This is a genomic window from Binatus sp. (SeqCode) (assembly GCF_035272065.1).
GTDB lineage: Bacteria > Desulfobacterota > Binatia > Binatales > Binataceae > Binatus.
Genome location: NZ_DATEQZ010000035.1, coordinates 1 through 15,628, shown reverse-complemented (window position 1 = coordinate 15,628; position 15,628 = coordinate 1). Strand labels below are relative to the sequence as shown.

Below are 15,628 nucleotides of genomic sequence, written 5' to 3'. Positions count from 1 at the left end.
GCCCCTGAGTCACTACAAACTCTGCGATCGATTACCGGCTGGCGACCGTCGTCACCTCGCCCAGCCGAGCGAGCAGGTACTCGGGCTGGCCGTCATGCCATACGCGGAATTGCACGCGCTGGCCGGGATAATATTGGGTCAGGAGATCGTCAAACGCTTTGCCGTCGGGAATCGTATTGCCGTCGAACTCGCTGATCACGTCGCCCGGCTTGAGCCCCGCCTTGTCGGCCGGTGACCCGATGAGCACGGCCTTCACTTTAGCTCCCCAGACTGCGGGCGCCGACGTAGTCGTCACGCCAAAAAAGGCGGGACCCTGCGCAAGGCGAACGTCGGGATGCAGAAAATGAACCCGATTCACGCCGTTCACGCGGTGCACGATCTGCGTGATCTTGCGCGCTTCGTCGAGGCTGTAGACTGCGCCCGCCAGGTACGCGTCGCCCTTCTTTGAGACCGACACGCCGATGTCCGGGAAGGCGCGCAACTTGAGCGTGTCCTTGATCCGGGCCTCGAGCTCGCTGGGCTTGACGTTGTGCGACGCAACTTCGACGTCAGTGTCGGGGACTGTGACCAGCGTTGAAATCAGGTCGTCCGCCACGCTCATCAGCGAAGATGCCTTCAGCGCCGGCGTCGGGATACTTTGCGCCACCAGAGTTGGCCGGTTGTTGACGATCGGCACTCGCGTCACAAGGAACGCGACCAATACCATCAGCGCGGTGCCCATCGCGGTGAACGCGTAGTCTCGGATGAGGGCGTGCCGACCCGCGAGCGCGACGACGCCCATCTCGACAGCTTCGGCGCCGTCCTCGACGACGGCCTCGGCATCGTCCAGACCAGTCTCGGGAAAATCTTCGTCGTAGGCACGGTCAGCCGCGGCGAGTTGCTCAAGCTGCTCGAAGGTGCGCGGAATGCCGTCGATCACCGCGACGATATCGTTGCACGCCGGAACCCCGGCGTTCATCTCGTCACGCTGAGCGAACACACTCGCGCTTTCGTCCGCCTGCTTCAGGTCGCTTATCGCAGCCGCCCCGCTCTCACGTTTCGCCGTGGCAGAAAAATCAGCGTGGTGAACATTGGAGCCCGGTACGGCCTCCGCGCTGATCTCTGCGCCAACCCTCGTCTCTGCGCCGCCTTCACCCCTCTTGCGCTTGAAGCGTCTGAGCGCTTCTTCGAGCGTCAAGATAGTGTCAGTTGGCCCGCCGCCATTCTTGCCCATTGCAGCACCGCCTTCCTGGTTGATTAAGCACCCCGGAACTTCATCGAGGCACCAATACTACTGATAGCAGGGATTTGCGCCCTAGGCCAACCATAGATCGCGCAATTACCAACAGCCGCCGTGAGACGCTTTTGAAATTATCTAACTAACGTCAGATTGCTTCGCTCACCGCGTCTTCGCGCTGGGTCGGCACCGGCCGCGAATTCAGAGGGAGGTAGTGCCGCGTCGATTCGCCGACGTAGACCTGGCGCGGCCGCGCGATCTTCTGTTCGTTGTCGCGCACCATCTCCGCCCATTGCGCCATCCAGCCCGACGTCCGCGGAATCGCGAACAGCACCGGGAACATCGTCATCGGGAATCCCATCGCCTGGTAAATAATTCCCGAATAGAAATCCACGTTGGGATACAACTTGTGCGTGATGAAATATTCGTCCTGCAGCGCGATTCGTTCGAGCTCGATCGCAATATCGATCAGCGGATTGCGCCCCGTCACCTCGAACACCTGCGCCGCCATCTCCTTGAGAATTTTCGCGCGCGGATCGTAGTTCTTGTACACGCGATGGCCAAAGCCCATCAGCCGGCGCTCGCCCTCCTTCACCTTCCTGATCATCGCGGGAACATTCGACACCGACCCGATTTCCATCAGCATCCGGATCGCGGCTTCGTTCGCGCCGCCATGCAGCGGGCCGTAGAGCGCCGCGATCGCGGCCGCCGCGCATGCGTACGGATCGGGCTGCGAGCTTCCCACCGCGCGCATCGCGTTGGCGGAGCAGTTCTGCTCGTGATCGGCGTGCAGGATGAAGAGCACGTCGAGCGCGCGCTCGAGCACCGGGTCGGGCTTGTACCTGAGCTCGGTCATTTTGAAGAGCATCGAGAGCAGGTTGCCGGTGTAGCTGAGTTCGTTGTCGGGATAGACGTAGGGGAGCCCCCGCGTATGCCGAAAGGCGAACGCCGCGAGCGTCGGTATCTTGCCGATAAGGCGGCGCGTCTGCAGCCGCCGCGATTCGAGATCGTGAATATCGTTGGCGTCGGGATAGAAGGTCGAGAGCGCGCCGACCGTGCCGAGCAGCATTCCCATCGGATGCGCGTCGTAGCGGAAGCCCTCCATGAACTTCTTGATATTCTCATGCACCATCGTGTGAATCTTGATGTTGTTCTGCCAGCGCTCGTAGTGCGCCAGGTCCGGCAGCTCACCCTTGACGATCAGGTACGCGGTCTCGAGGTAGTTGCTCTTCTCGGCAAGCTCTTCGATCGGATAGCCGCGATAGCGCAGGATTCCCTTGTCGCCGTCGATAAACGTGATGCGGCTGCGGCACGACGCCGTATTGGTGAACGCCGGATCGTACGACATCAGCCCAAAGTCATCTTTCCCAACTTTGATCTGCCGCAAATCGGCCGCCCGAATAACATCCCCTTCTTCGATCGGCAGCTCGTATTTCTTCCCGGTCCGATTGTCGGTGATGGTCAGCGTGTTGTTTGCCATCGATGTTGCCTCGACTTGTCCATGACGTTCGCGTTCAACATATGTACAGTATGCTGCATATCATGTCCAAGAACGTGGTCGAGAATCGCGGAATCCGGTTCGCTCCGCCTGATTTATCGTCATTGTTGGAAATACGATAAGGCCGAAAAGAGGCAATTTATACCATATGTTGCGGTTTGGCGTGACTGGACTGCTATCGGTAGTTTCGTTCCGTAGAATTTCGGTTTCTGCGGCGGGTCGGGATTTGATCGGGCAATTGAGGCACGGCGGATGAATCTGGAGATGAGCATCCACGCGAAACAGTCTAACACGGAGTGGATCGTTTTATCAGGCCAAAAAGTTCAGCCCGTCTGAAATCGCGGTCGACAGGTCCGCCGAGTGCGAGGGACTAGTTGGCCGACGGCCAATTGTACGTAGCGGCTTTCACCGTTTTGTAGTTCGCGTCGAGCGCAGGTTCCATCAGGATTATTGCCGCGATGCGCCGCGCCATCGCGGTGACCTCATCGATTTCATCAGTACTCAAGTCGCGGCCGAGCAGCTCGCGTTCGCGATAACTCAGCCACTTTTTGATCACCTGGTAGCCGCCAATCGTGTATTCCCAAACGCGCGCCGGGATGTTCTTCCAGTACGCGACGTTGTTCAGATAGATATCCATCGTCTGCTCGCCAAGCAGTTTCACCAATTCAGCAGACGACATGCCGAGGTTTTTCTCACCAATCTCCAACGCACTCAGCTCAGACTGCGTGTAGTCACGTACCTTCGCCAGGCCCTTACCCGGCATTACTGCCCCATCTTTGCCCGAATGGCCCCATCCCGCCGTCAAGGCGAGATGTCCCTTAGCCGGCTCAAGCGAGCCCCCGTCCTCACGCGAGATGACGCCGCGATTGCCATATGCAAAGAGAACCTTTCGTCTGAATCCTGCTTCTCTTGTCAACGGAATCACGCTTGATGCTCCCGAAGCAGCGTCTCGGGCTCAGGAGTGTGAGACCGAGGTCCAACGTTCACCATCGAACTGAATTTCTCCGTGCCGTTTCAAATACTGCTGGGCGTTACGAACGTAATGTTTCCACTTCTTACCGAAGTGCACGCCATCAATGACGCGATCGGTGGAGTCATCGCAGAGGTCAGGGTGGAGTAACTGAACCAGTGGATGAAGGTCGTCGGTTCGCAGAGGCCCTTTCGCGAGTAGGAATCTGAGCGTATCCGAGAATATGGCGTGCGTCGTTTTTCCTTTCGCCCTGTGACGCAACAGTCGAAGATTGGTCGATGCCAGTTTATCTCGGAATGCGCGCCTCGCTTGGTCACGTATGGATCTTTCCGCTGCCTGAAAGAGTACCTTCAGGTCTTTCATTTCCGCCGAGAGTGCCGCTACGTCATCAATAGATACTTTGGCACCGAGCGAAGCGTAGCTTTCTAAATCTGATCTGACCTCCTTGACTATACCCACTTCTGCCAAAGCAACTCCGTATTCCACGTTTCCGCGCAATCCAGGATCCGTAAGGTTTCCCGAGGTTATAACTGCCATCCTGCAGTCAGCGACGTACACCTTGGCGTGAACGCTTGGCAAATGAGTAAGCTCGAAACCGGGTACGCTTCGACCAATATCGGCTATAGCGTCAAGGTCCATGGACCCCGCAAGGGCGCTCTCGGGTCTTAGGTCAGTAACAAGGCCTAAGCGAACCGAGGCACGGCGCCCCCGCCGGTCAAGCTCCTTCAGTACGCGTTCCATGGCCGAACGCTTAATAAAGGGGCTGACCATCAGCAGGTTTTCGTCGACCAGCGAAACGAGCCTCTCAAGCGTTTCAGTCCAGGGACTTCGGACTAGAGAAACAAGCTGCGCGTCGGCTGTCACGCAGGAGTCCAGACTACTCGCCCGAGCTCGTCGTTTCGGCAACCTCCGCTTCTAATTCTCGCGTATTCGAGGCCCGCGTCTCCGTCGCAATGGAAGCGCTCACAAGCGTCGCATCGCTCGATGTAGCGGCGTCCTATCTTGTCGGGCGGACCCGCGACGATTCCCTTCACCCCCGAGTACATGGTTCCGGGCTTTTGACATTCACAAAGCACGCGCCAAACCCCTATTTCGTCTACGTCGAAGCCAGTCCGCGCGTCGATAAGTCTCGATCGGCTCCGCTTTCAGATTTGCCATGTACGCCAGCGAATCGCCGAGAATAATCTGGTCGCGCTTTGTTTTATGGAACGACGACATATGCATGCGGACTCTAGCAGACGCTCTCTCTTTCAGCATCCAAAATGAAAGCCGAACCCTTCGCTGGTCAGCCATCGCGCCGCGCGGTTGACCCTCACCCGTCGCACGACGCGCGGCGGTTCAGGGTCTCCGCCCTTCGGCAATTGATCAGGAGTATAGAGCCCGCCGTCGGGAATTCCTGCGCCTTTGCTCTTTGGATTTATGACGCATCGTACCTTCGGCTTGAGCGTGCTGCCGATTTCGTTGAGCAGCGCGCGAAGTGCGGGATAATGAGTCGTCTCAGGAACACCCGCGGAGTGCGCTTCGGACAAATCGCGAAGATAGGTTTCGAGCGGATGCACTTTCGGTGGACGAGCTTAGCAGACGGAGGGGCAAAAATGAGCATCGGTCATCGTGTGGTGCGCTCTTGCGAGCGGGTGAGAACCGGAACCGGCTTCGCGTCGCGCGAAGCTGTCCGAGATCCTTCCTCAGCTCGCGATGCTCGCATCGTCTGGATGACAGATTCTGACAACCGGTGTCATCGGACATCTGCCATAATACCCAACATGCATGGCTCAACTGCCCCTCGCGACCTGCTCCTCCCGGATCAAACGCCTCGCAACCGACGCCGCGCCATGGCACTCTGTCTGAAATGCTCGACAAACTGATAAGCGGGCTGTCCGCGCTCATCATCGCGACGATTTCCGCGCTCGGCTACGGCGGTGTCGTCCTGATGATGGCGATCGAGAGCGCATGCATCCCGCTGCCGTCGGAAATCATCATGCCGTTCTCGGGCTACCTGGTCGCGACGGGGCGCTTCGGCCTGAACATCGTCGCGATCGCGGGCGCCGTCGGATGCCTGCTCGGCTCGTACGTCGCGTATTTCGTTGGCTCCCGGGGCGGCCGTCCATTCATCCAGCGCTATGGCCGCTACGTCCTCATCGCCGAGCACGAACTCGAAATCGCCGACCGCTTTTTCGAGCGGTGGGGTTCCCATACCGTCTTCTGGAGCCGGATGCTGCCGGTGGTGCGCACGTTCATCGCGTTTCCCGCGGGCGTCTCGCGGATGAAACTCCTGCCATTCACCATCTACACGCTGATCGGGTCATATGTATGGTGCCTGGCGCTGGCGTACATCGGAATGAAACTCGGAGAGCACTGGAAGGATCTCGCGCCGTATTTTCATCGCTTCGACGCATTGATCGCGATACTGTTGATAGTCGTCGGCGCCGCCCTCCTCTACAATCGAGTGAAGGGCATGACATCGTCTTCGCCCGCCGCCGAATGACCGCATCACGATCGAAAGGAACCAAATGTCCGACAAAGAACTGCCCGATCCATCCGAGCTCGAGGAAATTTTCGCCAGCATCGATCCGACGCCGGTCAGAATGGCGCATGACTATCTGAACGAAGCCGGCATCGAGTCATTCGTCTTCGACGCGGGCTCGTCGCGGCTGCTCGGCACCACAGCCGCCGTGCCGACGCGCCTGATGGTTCATCGCGACGCCGCCAAGGATGCGCGCGATCGCCTGAACGACCTCGGCTTTACGGAAAAGTGATCGCTCCGCTCACCTCTGTACGCCACACCTGTCCTCCACTATCTTGAAGCCGAAATGCGCAGGCACGCTGCCGCGCGAATTCATCGAGCTCCGAGGTTATCGCGATGCCATACGCAGAAGGCCGAATCTTCAACGACGCCGACAGCCACATCATGGAGACTCGCGACTGGTTGATTTCCCACGCCGACCCCGACATCCGTTCGAAGCTGCATCCGCTCGCGATCGGCTCGGGCGGCAGGATGGTCGAGAAGGCGATTGCGCATGCCGACGAACGCCACAAAAATCCCGCCGCCGTCGCCGACGCGGAACAGAACCTGATGCTGCGCAAAGGATGGGAAGCGCTCGGCGCGTTCGACCCCGACGAGCGCAGGCGCGCGCTCGATTTGCTCGGCTTCCGCTCGCAGTTGGTCTTTACTACTTTCGCGATTACGCACTTCTGGGGCGAGTTCGACCAGGTTCGCTCGACGCCCGAGGTGCTTTACGGCGGGACGCGCGCACACAACCGCGCCATCGCCGATTTCTGCCGCGATGACAAGCGCCTGCTCGCCGTCGGCTTTGTGCCGCTCGACATCCCGGAACTCGCGGAAAAGGAAATCGACGAGGCGGTTCGACTGGGGTGCGCCGCGATTCATATACCCTCGCTACCGCCGGGCAAAAAATCTCCGACGCATCCCGACTACAACGGCGTATGGGCGCGGCTGCAGGACGCCGACGTTCCGTTCATGCTCCACGTTGGCGGGGGTGGCCGCACGATTCCGCGCGCATTTCACAACAACGATCGCCCGGTGACCGACTTTCTCGGCGGCGGCGAGAACATCCGCTCCAAAGATTTCATGGCGATTCATGTGATGCCGGAGATTTTTCTCTCGACGATGGTGCTGGACGGCATCTTCGAGCAGTTCCCGCAGCTGCGCGGCGGATGCATCGAGCAGGGTGCGATGTGGATCGTGCCGTGGCTGCGCCGCCTCGACATCTCGCAGGAGACGTTCGTGAAGTCGGAAAAATATCTGCGCCTGCCGATGAAGGCGTCCGACTACGTGCGCCGCAATCTCCGCTTCACGCCCTATCCGCACGAGCCCGTGGGATGGATCGTCGAGCAGGTGGGGCCGGAGCTATGCATGTTCTCGTCGGACTACCCGCATATCGAGGGCGGGCGCAATCCGCTCAAGCGCTTCGAGCTGTCGACGCCGAATCTCTCGGAAGCCGCGAAGGAAAAATTCTACGCGACCAACTACGCCGACATGATGGGCTCGCGCGCCGGCTGACCGCCGCGATGGCTCTGCAATGGTGGCAGCGCGCCGTCTTCTATCAGATCTATCCGCGGTCGTTTGCCGATTCTAACGGCGACGGCATCGGCGACCTCGACGGCATCACGGCGCATCTCGACTATCTCGACTCGCTCGGCATCGGCGCGATCTGGCTGAACCCCATCAATCCGTCGCCGCTCGACGACTGGGGCTACGACATCAGCGACTACTGCGGCATCCATCCGGACCTCGGGGATCTCGCCGCGTTCGATCGATTGGTCGCGGAGGCGCATCGCCGCGGGATTCGCGTGATCGTCGATCTCGTCCCGAACCACACTTCGGATCAGCATCCATGGTTCCTCGAGTCGCGCGCGTCGCTCACCAATCCGAAACGCGACTGGTACATCTGGATTCCCGGCACTCCCGATCGTCCGCCGAGCAACTGGGAGAGCTACTTCGGCGGCCCGGCGTGGAAGTACGACCCGGCCACCGCGTCGTGGTACCTGCACACGTTCCTCGAGCAGCAACCCGACCTCAATTATCGAAATCCGGAAGTAGTCGAGGCGATTCACGGCGTCATTAGATTCTGGCTCGAGCGCGGTGCCGACGGTTTCCGCATCGACGTGGTGCAGGGGCTCATCAAGGACGACCAGCTCCGCGACAATCCGCTGCGCGCCGTGCGCGACCCGGACATCCCGTGGTACGCGGAGGGCTCACAGGACCCGCTCTACAGTTCGGACCGGCCCGAGATTCACGAAATCATTCGCGGGTTTCGCCGCGTGTCTGACAGCTACGAACAACGGATCCTGGTGGGCGAGACGTGGCCGCGCGAGCAGGAACGGCTCGCGGACTACCTGCGGCCAGACGAACTTCAGCTCGGCTTCAATTTCCGCTTTCTACTCGCACGGTACGACACGCGCCGCTTCCGCGCCGCGATCGAGTTGACGGAAAAATCCTTCGGCCCCGGCGCGTGGCCGACGTGGACGCTCTCGAATCATGACTTCCCGCGCCACATCTCGCGCTACGCGCGCGGTGGCGACGCCGAGGCGCGCGCCCACGTCGCCGCGATGATGCTGCTGACGTTGCGCGGCACGCCTTTCATTTATTACGGCGAAGAAATCGGGATGCGCGATACGGAAATCCCCGCCGGCAGCAAACGCGATCCGGTCGGACGCGACGGATGCCGCTCGCCGATGCAATGGTCCGACGCACGCAACGGCGGATTCTCCACGAGCGCCAAGACGTGGCTGCCCTGCGGAGACTTCAAGACCGTCAACGTCGCGCGCCAGATGAACGATCCGCGCTCGATGCTGTCGCTCTATCGGCGGCTGATCCAACTGCGCAAATCAACGCCGGCGATTGTCGAGGGCAGTTATCGCGCCTTCGAGGGCACTCCCGAAGATTGTCTCGTGTTCCATCGCGACACGCCCGCGCAGCATATTGTCGTCGCGCTGAACTTCACCGCCGAGCCGCGCGCGATCGATCTGCCCGCCGGCAAAGTCCTGCTGAGCACGCTCGCCGCCCGCCCTGCGCAGTTCACGAAGTCCCCGCTGACGCTAGCCGCAGACGAAGCCGTCATCGTGGAAACGAAGTGAAAAACTGAACTTTCGCGTTTGCGCGCGGCGGCCACGGTTCATAACATCACGGCCATGCACAAACCGCGATTTTTCGATCAATTGGCGATGGAGCTTGGCGATCGCGAGGCCTTCACGGTCGCCTTCGCCCGTGGACGCCGCGCGTTTCAGCCGGCTCATGTCGAGGCAAAATGGGCGCGCGACCGCGCCGCCGACATCAAGCACATCAAGCTCGAAGTCGCGCTCGACTTCGACGCGAAAAAAATCTCCGGCACCGCAACGCATCGACTGTCCGCGATTACCGGCCCGCTCGAGCGCCTCGAATTCGACGCGGCCGAGCTGGAAGTCAAGGCCGTGCGCGCGGGGGGCGAGCCCGCCACCTTCGAGACCTCCGACGGCAAGCTGCGGATCGCGCTGCCGCGTGCTCTGGGAGCGGGCGAGGAAGTCGAGGTCGCGATCGATTACGCAAGTCAGCCGCGCCGCGGGCTTTATTTTGTCGGCCCCGATGAGGCGTATCCGAACAAGCCGCGGCAGGCGTGGACGCAGGGCGAGGACGAAGACTCGCGCTACTGGTTTCCCTGCTACGACTACCCGAACAATCGGACCACCAGCGAGATCATCGCAACCGTGCCGGAAAAATTCACGGCGGTTTCAAATGGTGCGTTGATCGGCACCTCCGCCGACGCCGCGGCGAAGACTCGCACGTTCCACTGGCGGCATGACGTGCCGCACTCGGCGTATCTGATGACGCTGGCTGCCGGCGAGTTCACGCTGATCGAGGAGCGCGCCGGCAATACTCCGGTTACCTACTACGTTGCGCCCGGACGGGAGGACGACGCGCGCCGCGCGTTTGGCAACACGCCGAAGATGATCCAGTTTTTCGAGCGCGCGATCGGCGTGCCCTATCCCTACGCCAAGTACGCGCAGGTCGCGGTCAGCGATTTTATCTTCGGCGGGATGGAAAACACTTCGGCGACGACGCAGACCGACAGCACGCTGCACGACGCGCGCGCGCATCTCGACTTCAAGAGCGATCCGCTGGTCGCGCACGAGCTTGCTCATCAATGGTGGGGCGATCTGCTGACGTGCCGCGATTGGGCGCACGCATGGCTCAACGAGGGCTTCGCTACCTACTTCGAGGCGCTCTGGTGCGAAGAAAATCTTGGGCCCGACGAGTTCGCGTGGAATGTCCGCCAGGATCGCGAGGCCTATCTCGACGAGGACTCCAATCGCTACCGCCGCCCGATCGTATGCAACCGCTATCGCAATCCGATCGAATTGTTCGATCGCCATCTCTACGAGAAAGGCAGCCTGGTGCTGCACATGCTGCGCCGCATCACGGGCGACGAGCTATTCTTCAAGTCGCTCAACCTTTATTGCACGCGGCATCGCGGCGGCAATGTCATCACGCAGGACTTGCAGCGCGCGTTCGAGGACACGACCGGCCGCAACCTCGATTTTTTCTTCGACCAGTGGGTGTACAAGGAAGGGCATCCCGAGATCGAAGTCTCGAGTTCGTTCGACGACAAGAAAAAACTGCTCAGCGTCACGGTCAAGCAGACGCACAAGACCGGCGACACGATTGCCAATGCGTTCAGCTTTCCCGTCACGATTGCACTGATGGACGCCGAGGGCCGCGAGACTCGTCATCGCGTGGAGTTAAAGGAGCGCGAGCAGGGTTTCACTTTCGTCGCGGACAAGGCGCCGAAGGCAGTCCGCTTCGATCCTGAGCACGACATTCTGAAAACGCTCAAGCACAAGCGCGGACGCGAGGCGCTCGAAGCCACGCTGCACCATGCACCGGAAGCGATCGGGCGCGCTGCAGCCGCACGCGAGCTCGGCACCGAGGGCAGTCCGCAGGCCACGGCGGCACTGCGCGATGCGATGCTCACCGACAAATTCTGGGGCGTGCAGGCCGACGCGGCGACCGCGCTCGGCGCGATTCGCACGACCGCCGCGCTCGACGCGCTGATCGAAGGACTCAAATTGCCGCATCCGAAGGCGCGACGCGCCGTCGTGCGCGCGCTCGGCAATTTTCGCGGCGACGCGCGCGCAGCGTCCGCGCTGGCGGACGTCGTCGCCGCCGGCGACGCAAGCTATTTTGTCGAGGCCGAGGCGGTGCTCGCGCTCGGCAAGACGCGCGACGAACGCGCGTTCGCGCATCTGACGGAGGCGCTGAAGCGCGACTCGTATCTCGAAGTGATACGAACGCACGCTCTGTCCGGGATGGCCGAGCTGCGCGACGAGCGCGCGATCAACATCGCCCGCGATTATTCCTCGTATGGCCGGCCGCCGCGGGCCCGTGTGGCCGCGCTGGGTGCGCTGGCGCGCTTTGCGGCGCTCAAAGAGAATCGCCGCGTCGAAATTCTCGATTTCCTGACTCCGCTGGTTGACGATCGCGAATTCATGGTGCGGATGCGCATCCCCTCGGCTTTCTCCGAGATAGGCGATCAGCGGGCGCTGCCAGCGCTGCGGCGCCTGGCGGACCGCGACCTCGACGGCCGCATCCAGCGCCATGCGAACGACGCGATCACATCGATCAGCGAGGGCCGCAGCCGCGTCGAGGAAGGCCAGAGATTGCGCGAAGATATCGACAAGCTGCGCGACGACAACAAGAAGCTGCAAGAGCGGCTCGAAAAGGTCGAAGCACTGTCGCGCGACAAGCCTGCATGACCTCCGCGCGGCGTTGACTGGGGCGCGTGGTGCAGAGGGGAAGAGGGGGAACGTTATTTGATGTGAAACCCGCGGTGGGTTTCACACTTCCCTCGGCAGGGGTAACCCCTGCACCTTAGCATTAAGAAAATCCGCGCCGCCGCGGGATGCGGGACTGCGTCCCTGCTAGAACTGGGTAAGGGCTGCGCTAAAATGAAAAGCGGCGGGCCGATGGGCCCGCCGCTTTCGTATTGTCGGCGCGCAGTGGTGTGCTTACGCGTCGTAGTAGAGCGCGAATTCGTACGGATGCGGCCGAAGGCGGATCGCGCTCACTTCCTTCGCCATCTTGTATTCGATCCACGTCTCGATCAGGTCGGGCGTGAACACGTCGCCCTTGAGCAGGAACTCGTGATCCTTCTTGAGGTTCCCGAGTGCCTCGTCGAGTGACGCCGGCATGCTGGGCACTTCGGCCAGCTCCGCCGGAGTCAGCGCGTAGATGTCCTTGTCGAGCGGCTGACCCGGATCGAGCTTGCGCTGGATGCCGTCGATTCCCGCCATCAGCATCGCCGAGAACGCAAGATACGGGTTGCAGGTCGGGTCAGGGAACCGCACTTCGACTCGCTTGGCCTTGGGCGACGGCGAGTACATCGGGATGCGGCAAGCGGCGGAACGGTTGCGCGACGAGTACGCCAGGTTGATCGGCGCCTCGAAGCCCGGCACCAGCCTGCGATACGAGTTGGTTCCCGGGTTGGTGAACGCCGCCAGCGCCGGCGCGTGATGCAGGATGCCCGCGATGTAGTGCATCCCCGTTTCCGAGAAGCCTGCGTAGCCGTTGCCCGCGAACAGCGGCGTCTCGCCCTTCCAGATGCTCTGGTGGGTGTGCATTCCCGTGCCGTTGTCGCCGAAGATCGGCTTGGGCATGAACGTGACGGTCTTGCCGTGACGCACCGCGACGTTCTTGCAGATGTATTTGTACCAGGTCAGCCAGTCGGCCATCTTGACCAGCGGCTGGAAGCGCATGTCGATTTCGGCCTGCCCGGCGGTGGCGACTTCGTGATGCTGCTTCTCGACGCGGATGCCGACCCGCTCCATCTCCAGCACCATCTCGGTGCGGATGTCCTGCAAGGTGTCGTTGGGCGGGACAGGGAAATAGCCTTCCTTGTTGCGGGGCTTGTATCCAACGTTGCGGCCAGGATCGCTGACGTTAAACTCGCGCCCGGTGTTCCAGTTGCCCTCGTTCGACTCGATGCGGTGCATGCTGGAGTTTTGCGTGGTCTCGTACTGGATACCGTCGAAGATAAAGAACTCGGGCTCGGGTCCAAAGTAAGCGGTGTCGCCAATACCGGTCGATTTGAGGTAGGCCTCGGCCTTCTTGGCAACGTTGCGAGGGTCGCGAGTATAGGGGGCGCGAGTGATCGGATCGGAGATGTCGCAGATGAGGCTGAGCGTTGGATCTTTGGTGAAAGGATCCATTACTGCGGTGTCCGGGTCGGGGATTACCAGCATGTCGCTCGCGTCGATCGCCTGCCATCCGCGAATCGACGAGCCGTCGAAGCCCAGCCCTTCATCGAAGGGCGCTTCGTCCTTGAACTCGGAGATCGGGGCAGTGAAATGCTGCCACGTGCCGAGCAGGTCGATAAACTTGATATCGACCATCACCACGCCCTTGTCCTTGATCATTTGGAGAACTTGTTTAGGCGTCATCGAACCCGTAACCCTCCTGGCCGCTTTACGGGGCGGCATGTTTGTACTTGTTGATTGAGCGATCTCTGAATCTTTTTTTCTGTCACGAAAACTCCAAGAACGCAACGCCTATCCAGCAGGCAGTTGACGCATACTCAAGCAGCTTCACACCGTGCGTCACTCGCTCCTCTGTGAAGGATCCCGTGCATTCTGCAACTATTTTTCCCCCAATCAGCCCACCAGCTTGACTACAGCAAAATAAATGCCTAGCAGGACCAAGCCCATCGGCACGCCGATTTTCGCCCACGTTGCGCTCCCAATCCTGAGCGCGCCGGCGCGATCGCATCTGCGCTGCGGGCCGCCGATCCGACGCCACCGGTCAAGCGAGCTTCGCGTGAAGCTCGCATCGAGCGATGCGCGGCGTACGACGTAGCATGCACTCTGCCCGCGATCGATCGCTTTGTAGCGATCGGGAATCCAAAAACGAGAAGCGGCGGGTCCGCTTCGGACCCGCCGCCTGGCGCATCGCTGCGCGTTAACTCCTCCGCCGAGCGTTAGAAGGCGTAAATGAAGTTCGCCGCCAAGGTGTCCTGGCCGTGCCACAGATGCTGCGCGCCAGTCGCCGGGTCGACGAAATTGTTGTTCGTGAACGAGTTCTGACTCGAATTGTCATGCCTGTATTCCAGGCGCGCGATCAACCCAGTCACTTCGGGTATCTTGTAGCTGATTGTCTGGGTGATCTCCCACAGCGTCTGTGCCTCGCCGTTGGTGCGCGCCCCGTCCATGTCGTCGAAAAATTCGGCGCGCGTTGCCGCCTCCAGCGCGGGAGTGAAATCGTACACCAGGTACCCCGCCGCACCCTGCCACGAAGCGCTGTGACCGTTGATCACTGGACCCTCCTGCGACGCATACAGGTACTCCGCTTGCAGCGTCAGGTTGGGTACAAACGACGGCTTCCAGGTCGCGATTGGATCGATCGCGCCCAGATTGGAATTGGAATGCTGCGTACTCGTGGCGGGCTGAGCATTCGGCCCCCAGATACCGTTGACTACGAGGCTCAGCGACTTGTCCTTGTTGTTGAGTGTCAGCTCACCCTCATAGTTCGGACCGCCGTTTGAGTTGGCTGCGGGATCATCCCAGCCGTTGTTCAGACCGGCCGTGGCAGACACATAGTCGTTGAACGTGTAGCTGGCGCGGATGCCGGTATGAGTCAGCGGTTCGCCCAAGGTAAACAGCAGGCCGCGGCTCTCGTTGTAGTTCTGGTTGTTATAAACCGGAATGATCTCGGCGCCCAGCAGCGTCACGAAGCGGCCGGCTTCAAAACTCACGCCAGATCCGAACGGCGCGGTGTAGGTCAAGTAGTATTGAGTCGGATCGACCCACTGCGGACTCACGTGCGCAAGGTTCGAGTAGTTCGTGCCAGCGGAAATCGAGTTCGCGACCTGGCCGAAGTTGATGTCGGTCACGAATCCAACCGTGCCGTCGCGCTCGATGTGCAGATTGCCCTGCGTGAGCTGAAATCCATCCTCGTCCCACGCGCGGAACACGTTGGTGTTGCCGTTGGGCTGGTTGAAGTTATGCTCGTAGCCTGCATCGACCAACGCGTGGACGCTGATACCCAGGTTGTCCGAGAGATTCTTCTGGATGGCGGCGATGTTCGTCTCAGCCAAGCCGACGTGCTGGCCGATGGTGGCCGGCGAGGCGGAAGCCGCCGGCTGTGCGACGACCATCGCTGCCTCGATCTTTTTCACCTCGCTGGTTGTGTCGTCGGTCTGCTTCTGCAGATTGCTCATCTGCCCCGACAGCTGATTGAGCCGCTGGTCCTCGCTGGGGCCAGTGGCGACAGTGGTTGTAGTCGTGCTGACCACGTGGTGGTGACGTCTGTGAGTCGTAGTTGTGGTCGTTTGTGCCCAGGCATTCGCATTGCACAGCAATCCAATCAATGCGACGCCGGCAACCAGGTGAATCCAGGCAACGCCCCGGGTCGTTCTCCTTCTGTTCACTATCTCCTCCCTCCGAGATGCGCGGCCTT

At 60.9% G+C, this 15,628-nt stretch carries 13 protein-coding genes; 5 read left to right on the top strand and 8 right to left on the bottom strand.

The features are described 5' to 3' along the window. Positions 1-31: 31 nt before the first annotated feature. From VJX68_RS05800 to VJX68_RS05780, 5 genes are all read right to left on the bottom strand, one after another. Positions 32-1,213 carry a PDZ domain-containing protein gene (locus VJX68_RS05800; RefSeq protein ID WP_324094717.1) on the bottom strand — a complete coding sequence of 394 codons (1,182 nt, stop codon included), beginning with the start codon at positions 1,211-1,213 and terminating at the stop codon, positions 32-34. 151 nt (positions 1,214-1,364) lie between these two features. Next, positions 1,365-2,696 carry a citrate synthase gene (locus tag VJX68_RS05795; protein WP_324094716.1) on the bottom strand — a complete coding sequence of 444 codons (1,332 nt, stop codon included), beginning with the start codon at positions 2,694-2,696 and terminating at the stop codon, positions 1,365-1,367. Between the two features lie 388 nt (positions 2,697-3,084). Then, positions 3,085-3,477, bottom strand: a complete 393-nt coding sequence (locus tag VJX68_RS05790; protein ID WP_324094715.1) for a type ISP restriction/modification enzyme — start codon at positions 3,475-3,477, stop codon at positions 3,085-3,087. Between the two features lie 192 nt (positions 3,478-3,669). Beyond that, positions 3,670-4,548: a phospholipase D family protein gene (locus VJX68_RS05785; RefSeq protein ID WP_324094714.1), complete on the bottom strand. Its 879-nt coding sequence runs from the start codon at positions 4,546-4,548 to the stop codon at positions 3,670-3,672. Between the two features lie 386 nt (positions 4,549-4,934). Further along, entirely contained in the window at positions 4,935-5,243 is a 309-nt protein-coding gene (locus VJX68_RS05780; protein ID WP_324094713.1) for a hypothetical protein, read from the bottom strand. Between the two features lie 290 nt (positions 5,244-5,533). On the opposite strand from VJX68_RS05780, the gene VJX68_RS05775 reads away from it, so the two are divergent. The 5 genes from VJX68_RS05775 (at position 5,534) to VJX68_RS05755 (ending at position 11,934) form a co-directional block, all read left to right on the top strand. Continuing rightward, positions 5,534-6,169 carry a DedA family protein gene (locus VJX68_RS05775; RefSeq protein ID WP_324094712.1) on the top strand — a complete coding sequence of 212 codons (636 nt, stop codon included), beginning with the start codon at positions 5,534-5,536 and terminating at the stop codon, positions 6,167-6,169. A gap of 25 nt (positions 6,170-6,194) precedes the next feature. After that, positions 6,195-6,440: a putative signal transducing protein gene (locus tag VJX68_RS05770; RefSeq protein WP_324094711.1), complete on the top strand. Its 246-nt coding sequence runs from the start codon at positions 6,195-6,197 to the stop codon at positions 6,438-6,440. A gap of 104 nt (positions 6,441-6,544) precedes the next feature. After that, a complete protein-coding gene (locus VJX68_RS05765; RefSeq protein WP_324094710.1) occupies positions 6,545-7,705 on the top strand; it encodes an amidohydrolase family protein in 1,161 nt (386 codons plus the stop codon). An 8-nt stretch (positions 7,706-7,713) separates the two neighbouring features. Then, positions 7,714-9,282 carry an alpha-amylase family glycosyl hydrolase gene (locus VJX68_RS05760; RefSeq protein ID WP_324094709.1) on the top strand — a complete coding sequence of 523 codons (1,569 nt, stop codon included), beginning with the start codon at positions 7,714-7,716 and terminating at the stop codon, positions 9,280-9,282. A gap of 54 nt (positions 9,283-9,336) precedes the next feature. Next, positions 9,337-11,934, top strand: a complete 2,598-nt coding sequence (locus tag VJX68_RS05755) for a DUF3458 domain-containing protein (protein ID WP_324094708.1) — start codon at positions 9,337-9,339, stop codon at positions 11,932-11,934. Positions 11,935-12,186: 252 nt separating this feature from the next. On the opposite strand, the gene glnA is transcribed toward VJX68_RS05755, so the two are convergent. From glnA to VJX68_RS05745, 3 genes are all read right to left on the bottom strand, one after another. After that, positions 12,187-13,617 (bottom strand): type I glutamate--ammonia ligase, encoded by a 1,431-nt coding sequence (glnA, locus tag VJX68_RS05750; RefSeq protein ID WP_324094707.1) that lies wholly within the window; start codon positions 13,615-13,617, stop codon positions 12,187-12,189. Between the two features lie 210 nt (positions 13,618-13,827). Then, on the bottom strand, positions 13,828-14,199 hold the full coding sequence (locus tag VJX68_RS19085; protein ID WP_349255887.1) for a DUF1646 family protein: 372 nt from the start codon (positions 14,197-14,199) through the stop codon (positions 13,828-13,830). After that, on the bottom strand, positions 14,151-15,599 hold the full coding sequence (locus VJX68_RS05745) for an outer membrane beta-barrel protein (RefSeq protein ID WP_324094706.1): 1,449 nt from the start codon (positions 15,597-15,599) through the stop codon (positions 14,151-14,153). The genes VJX68_RS19085 and VJX68_RS05745 overlap by 49 nt, the downstream gene beginning before the upstream one ends. Positions 15,600-15,628: the final 29 nt, after the last annotated feature.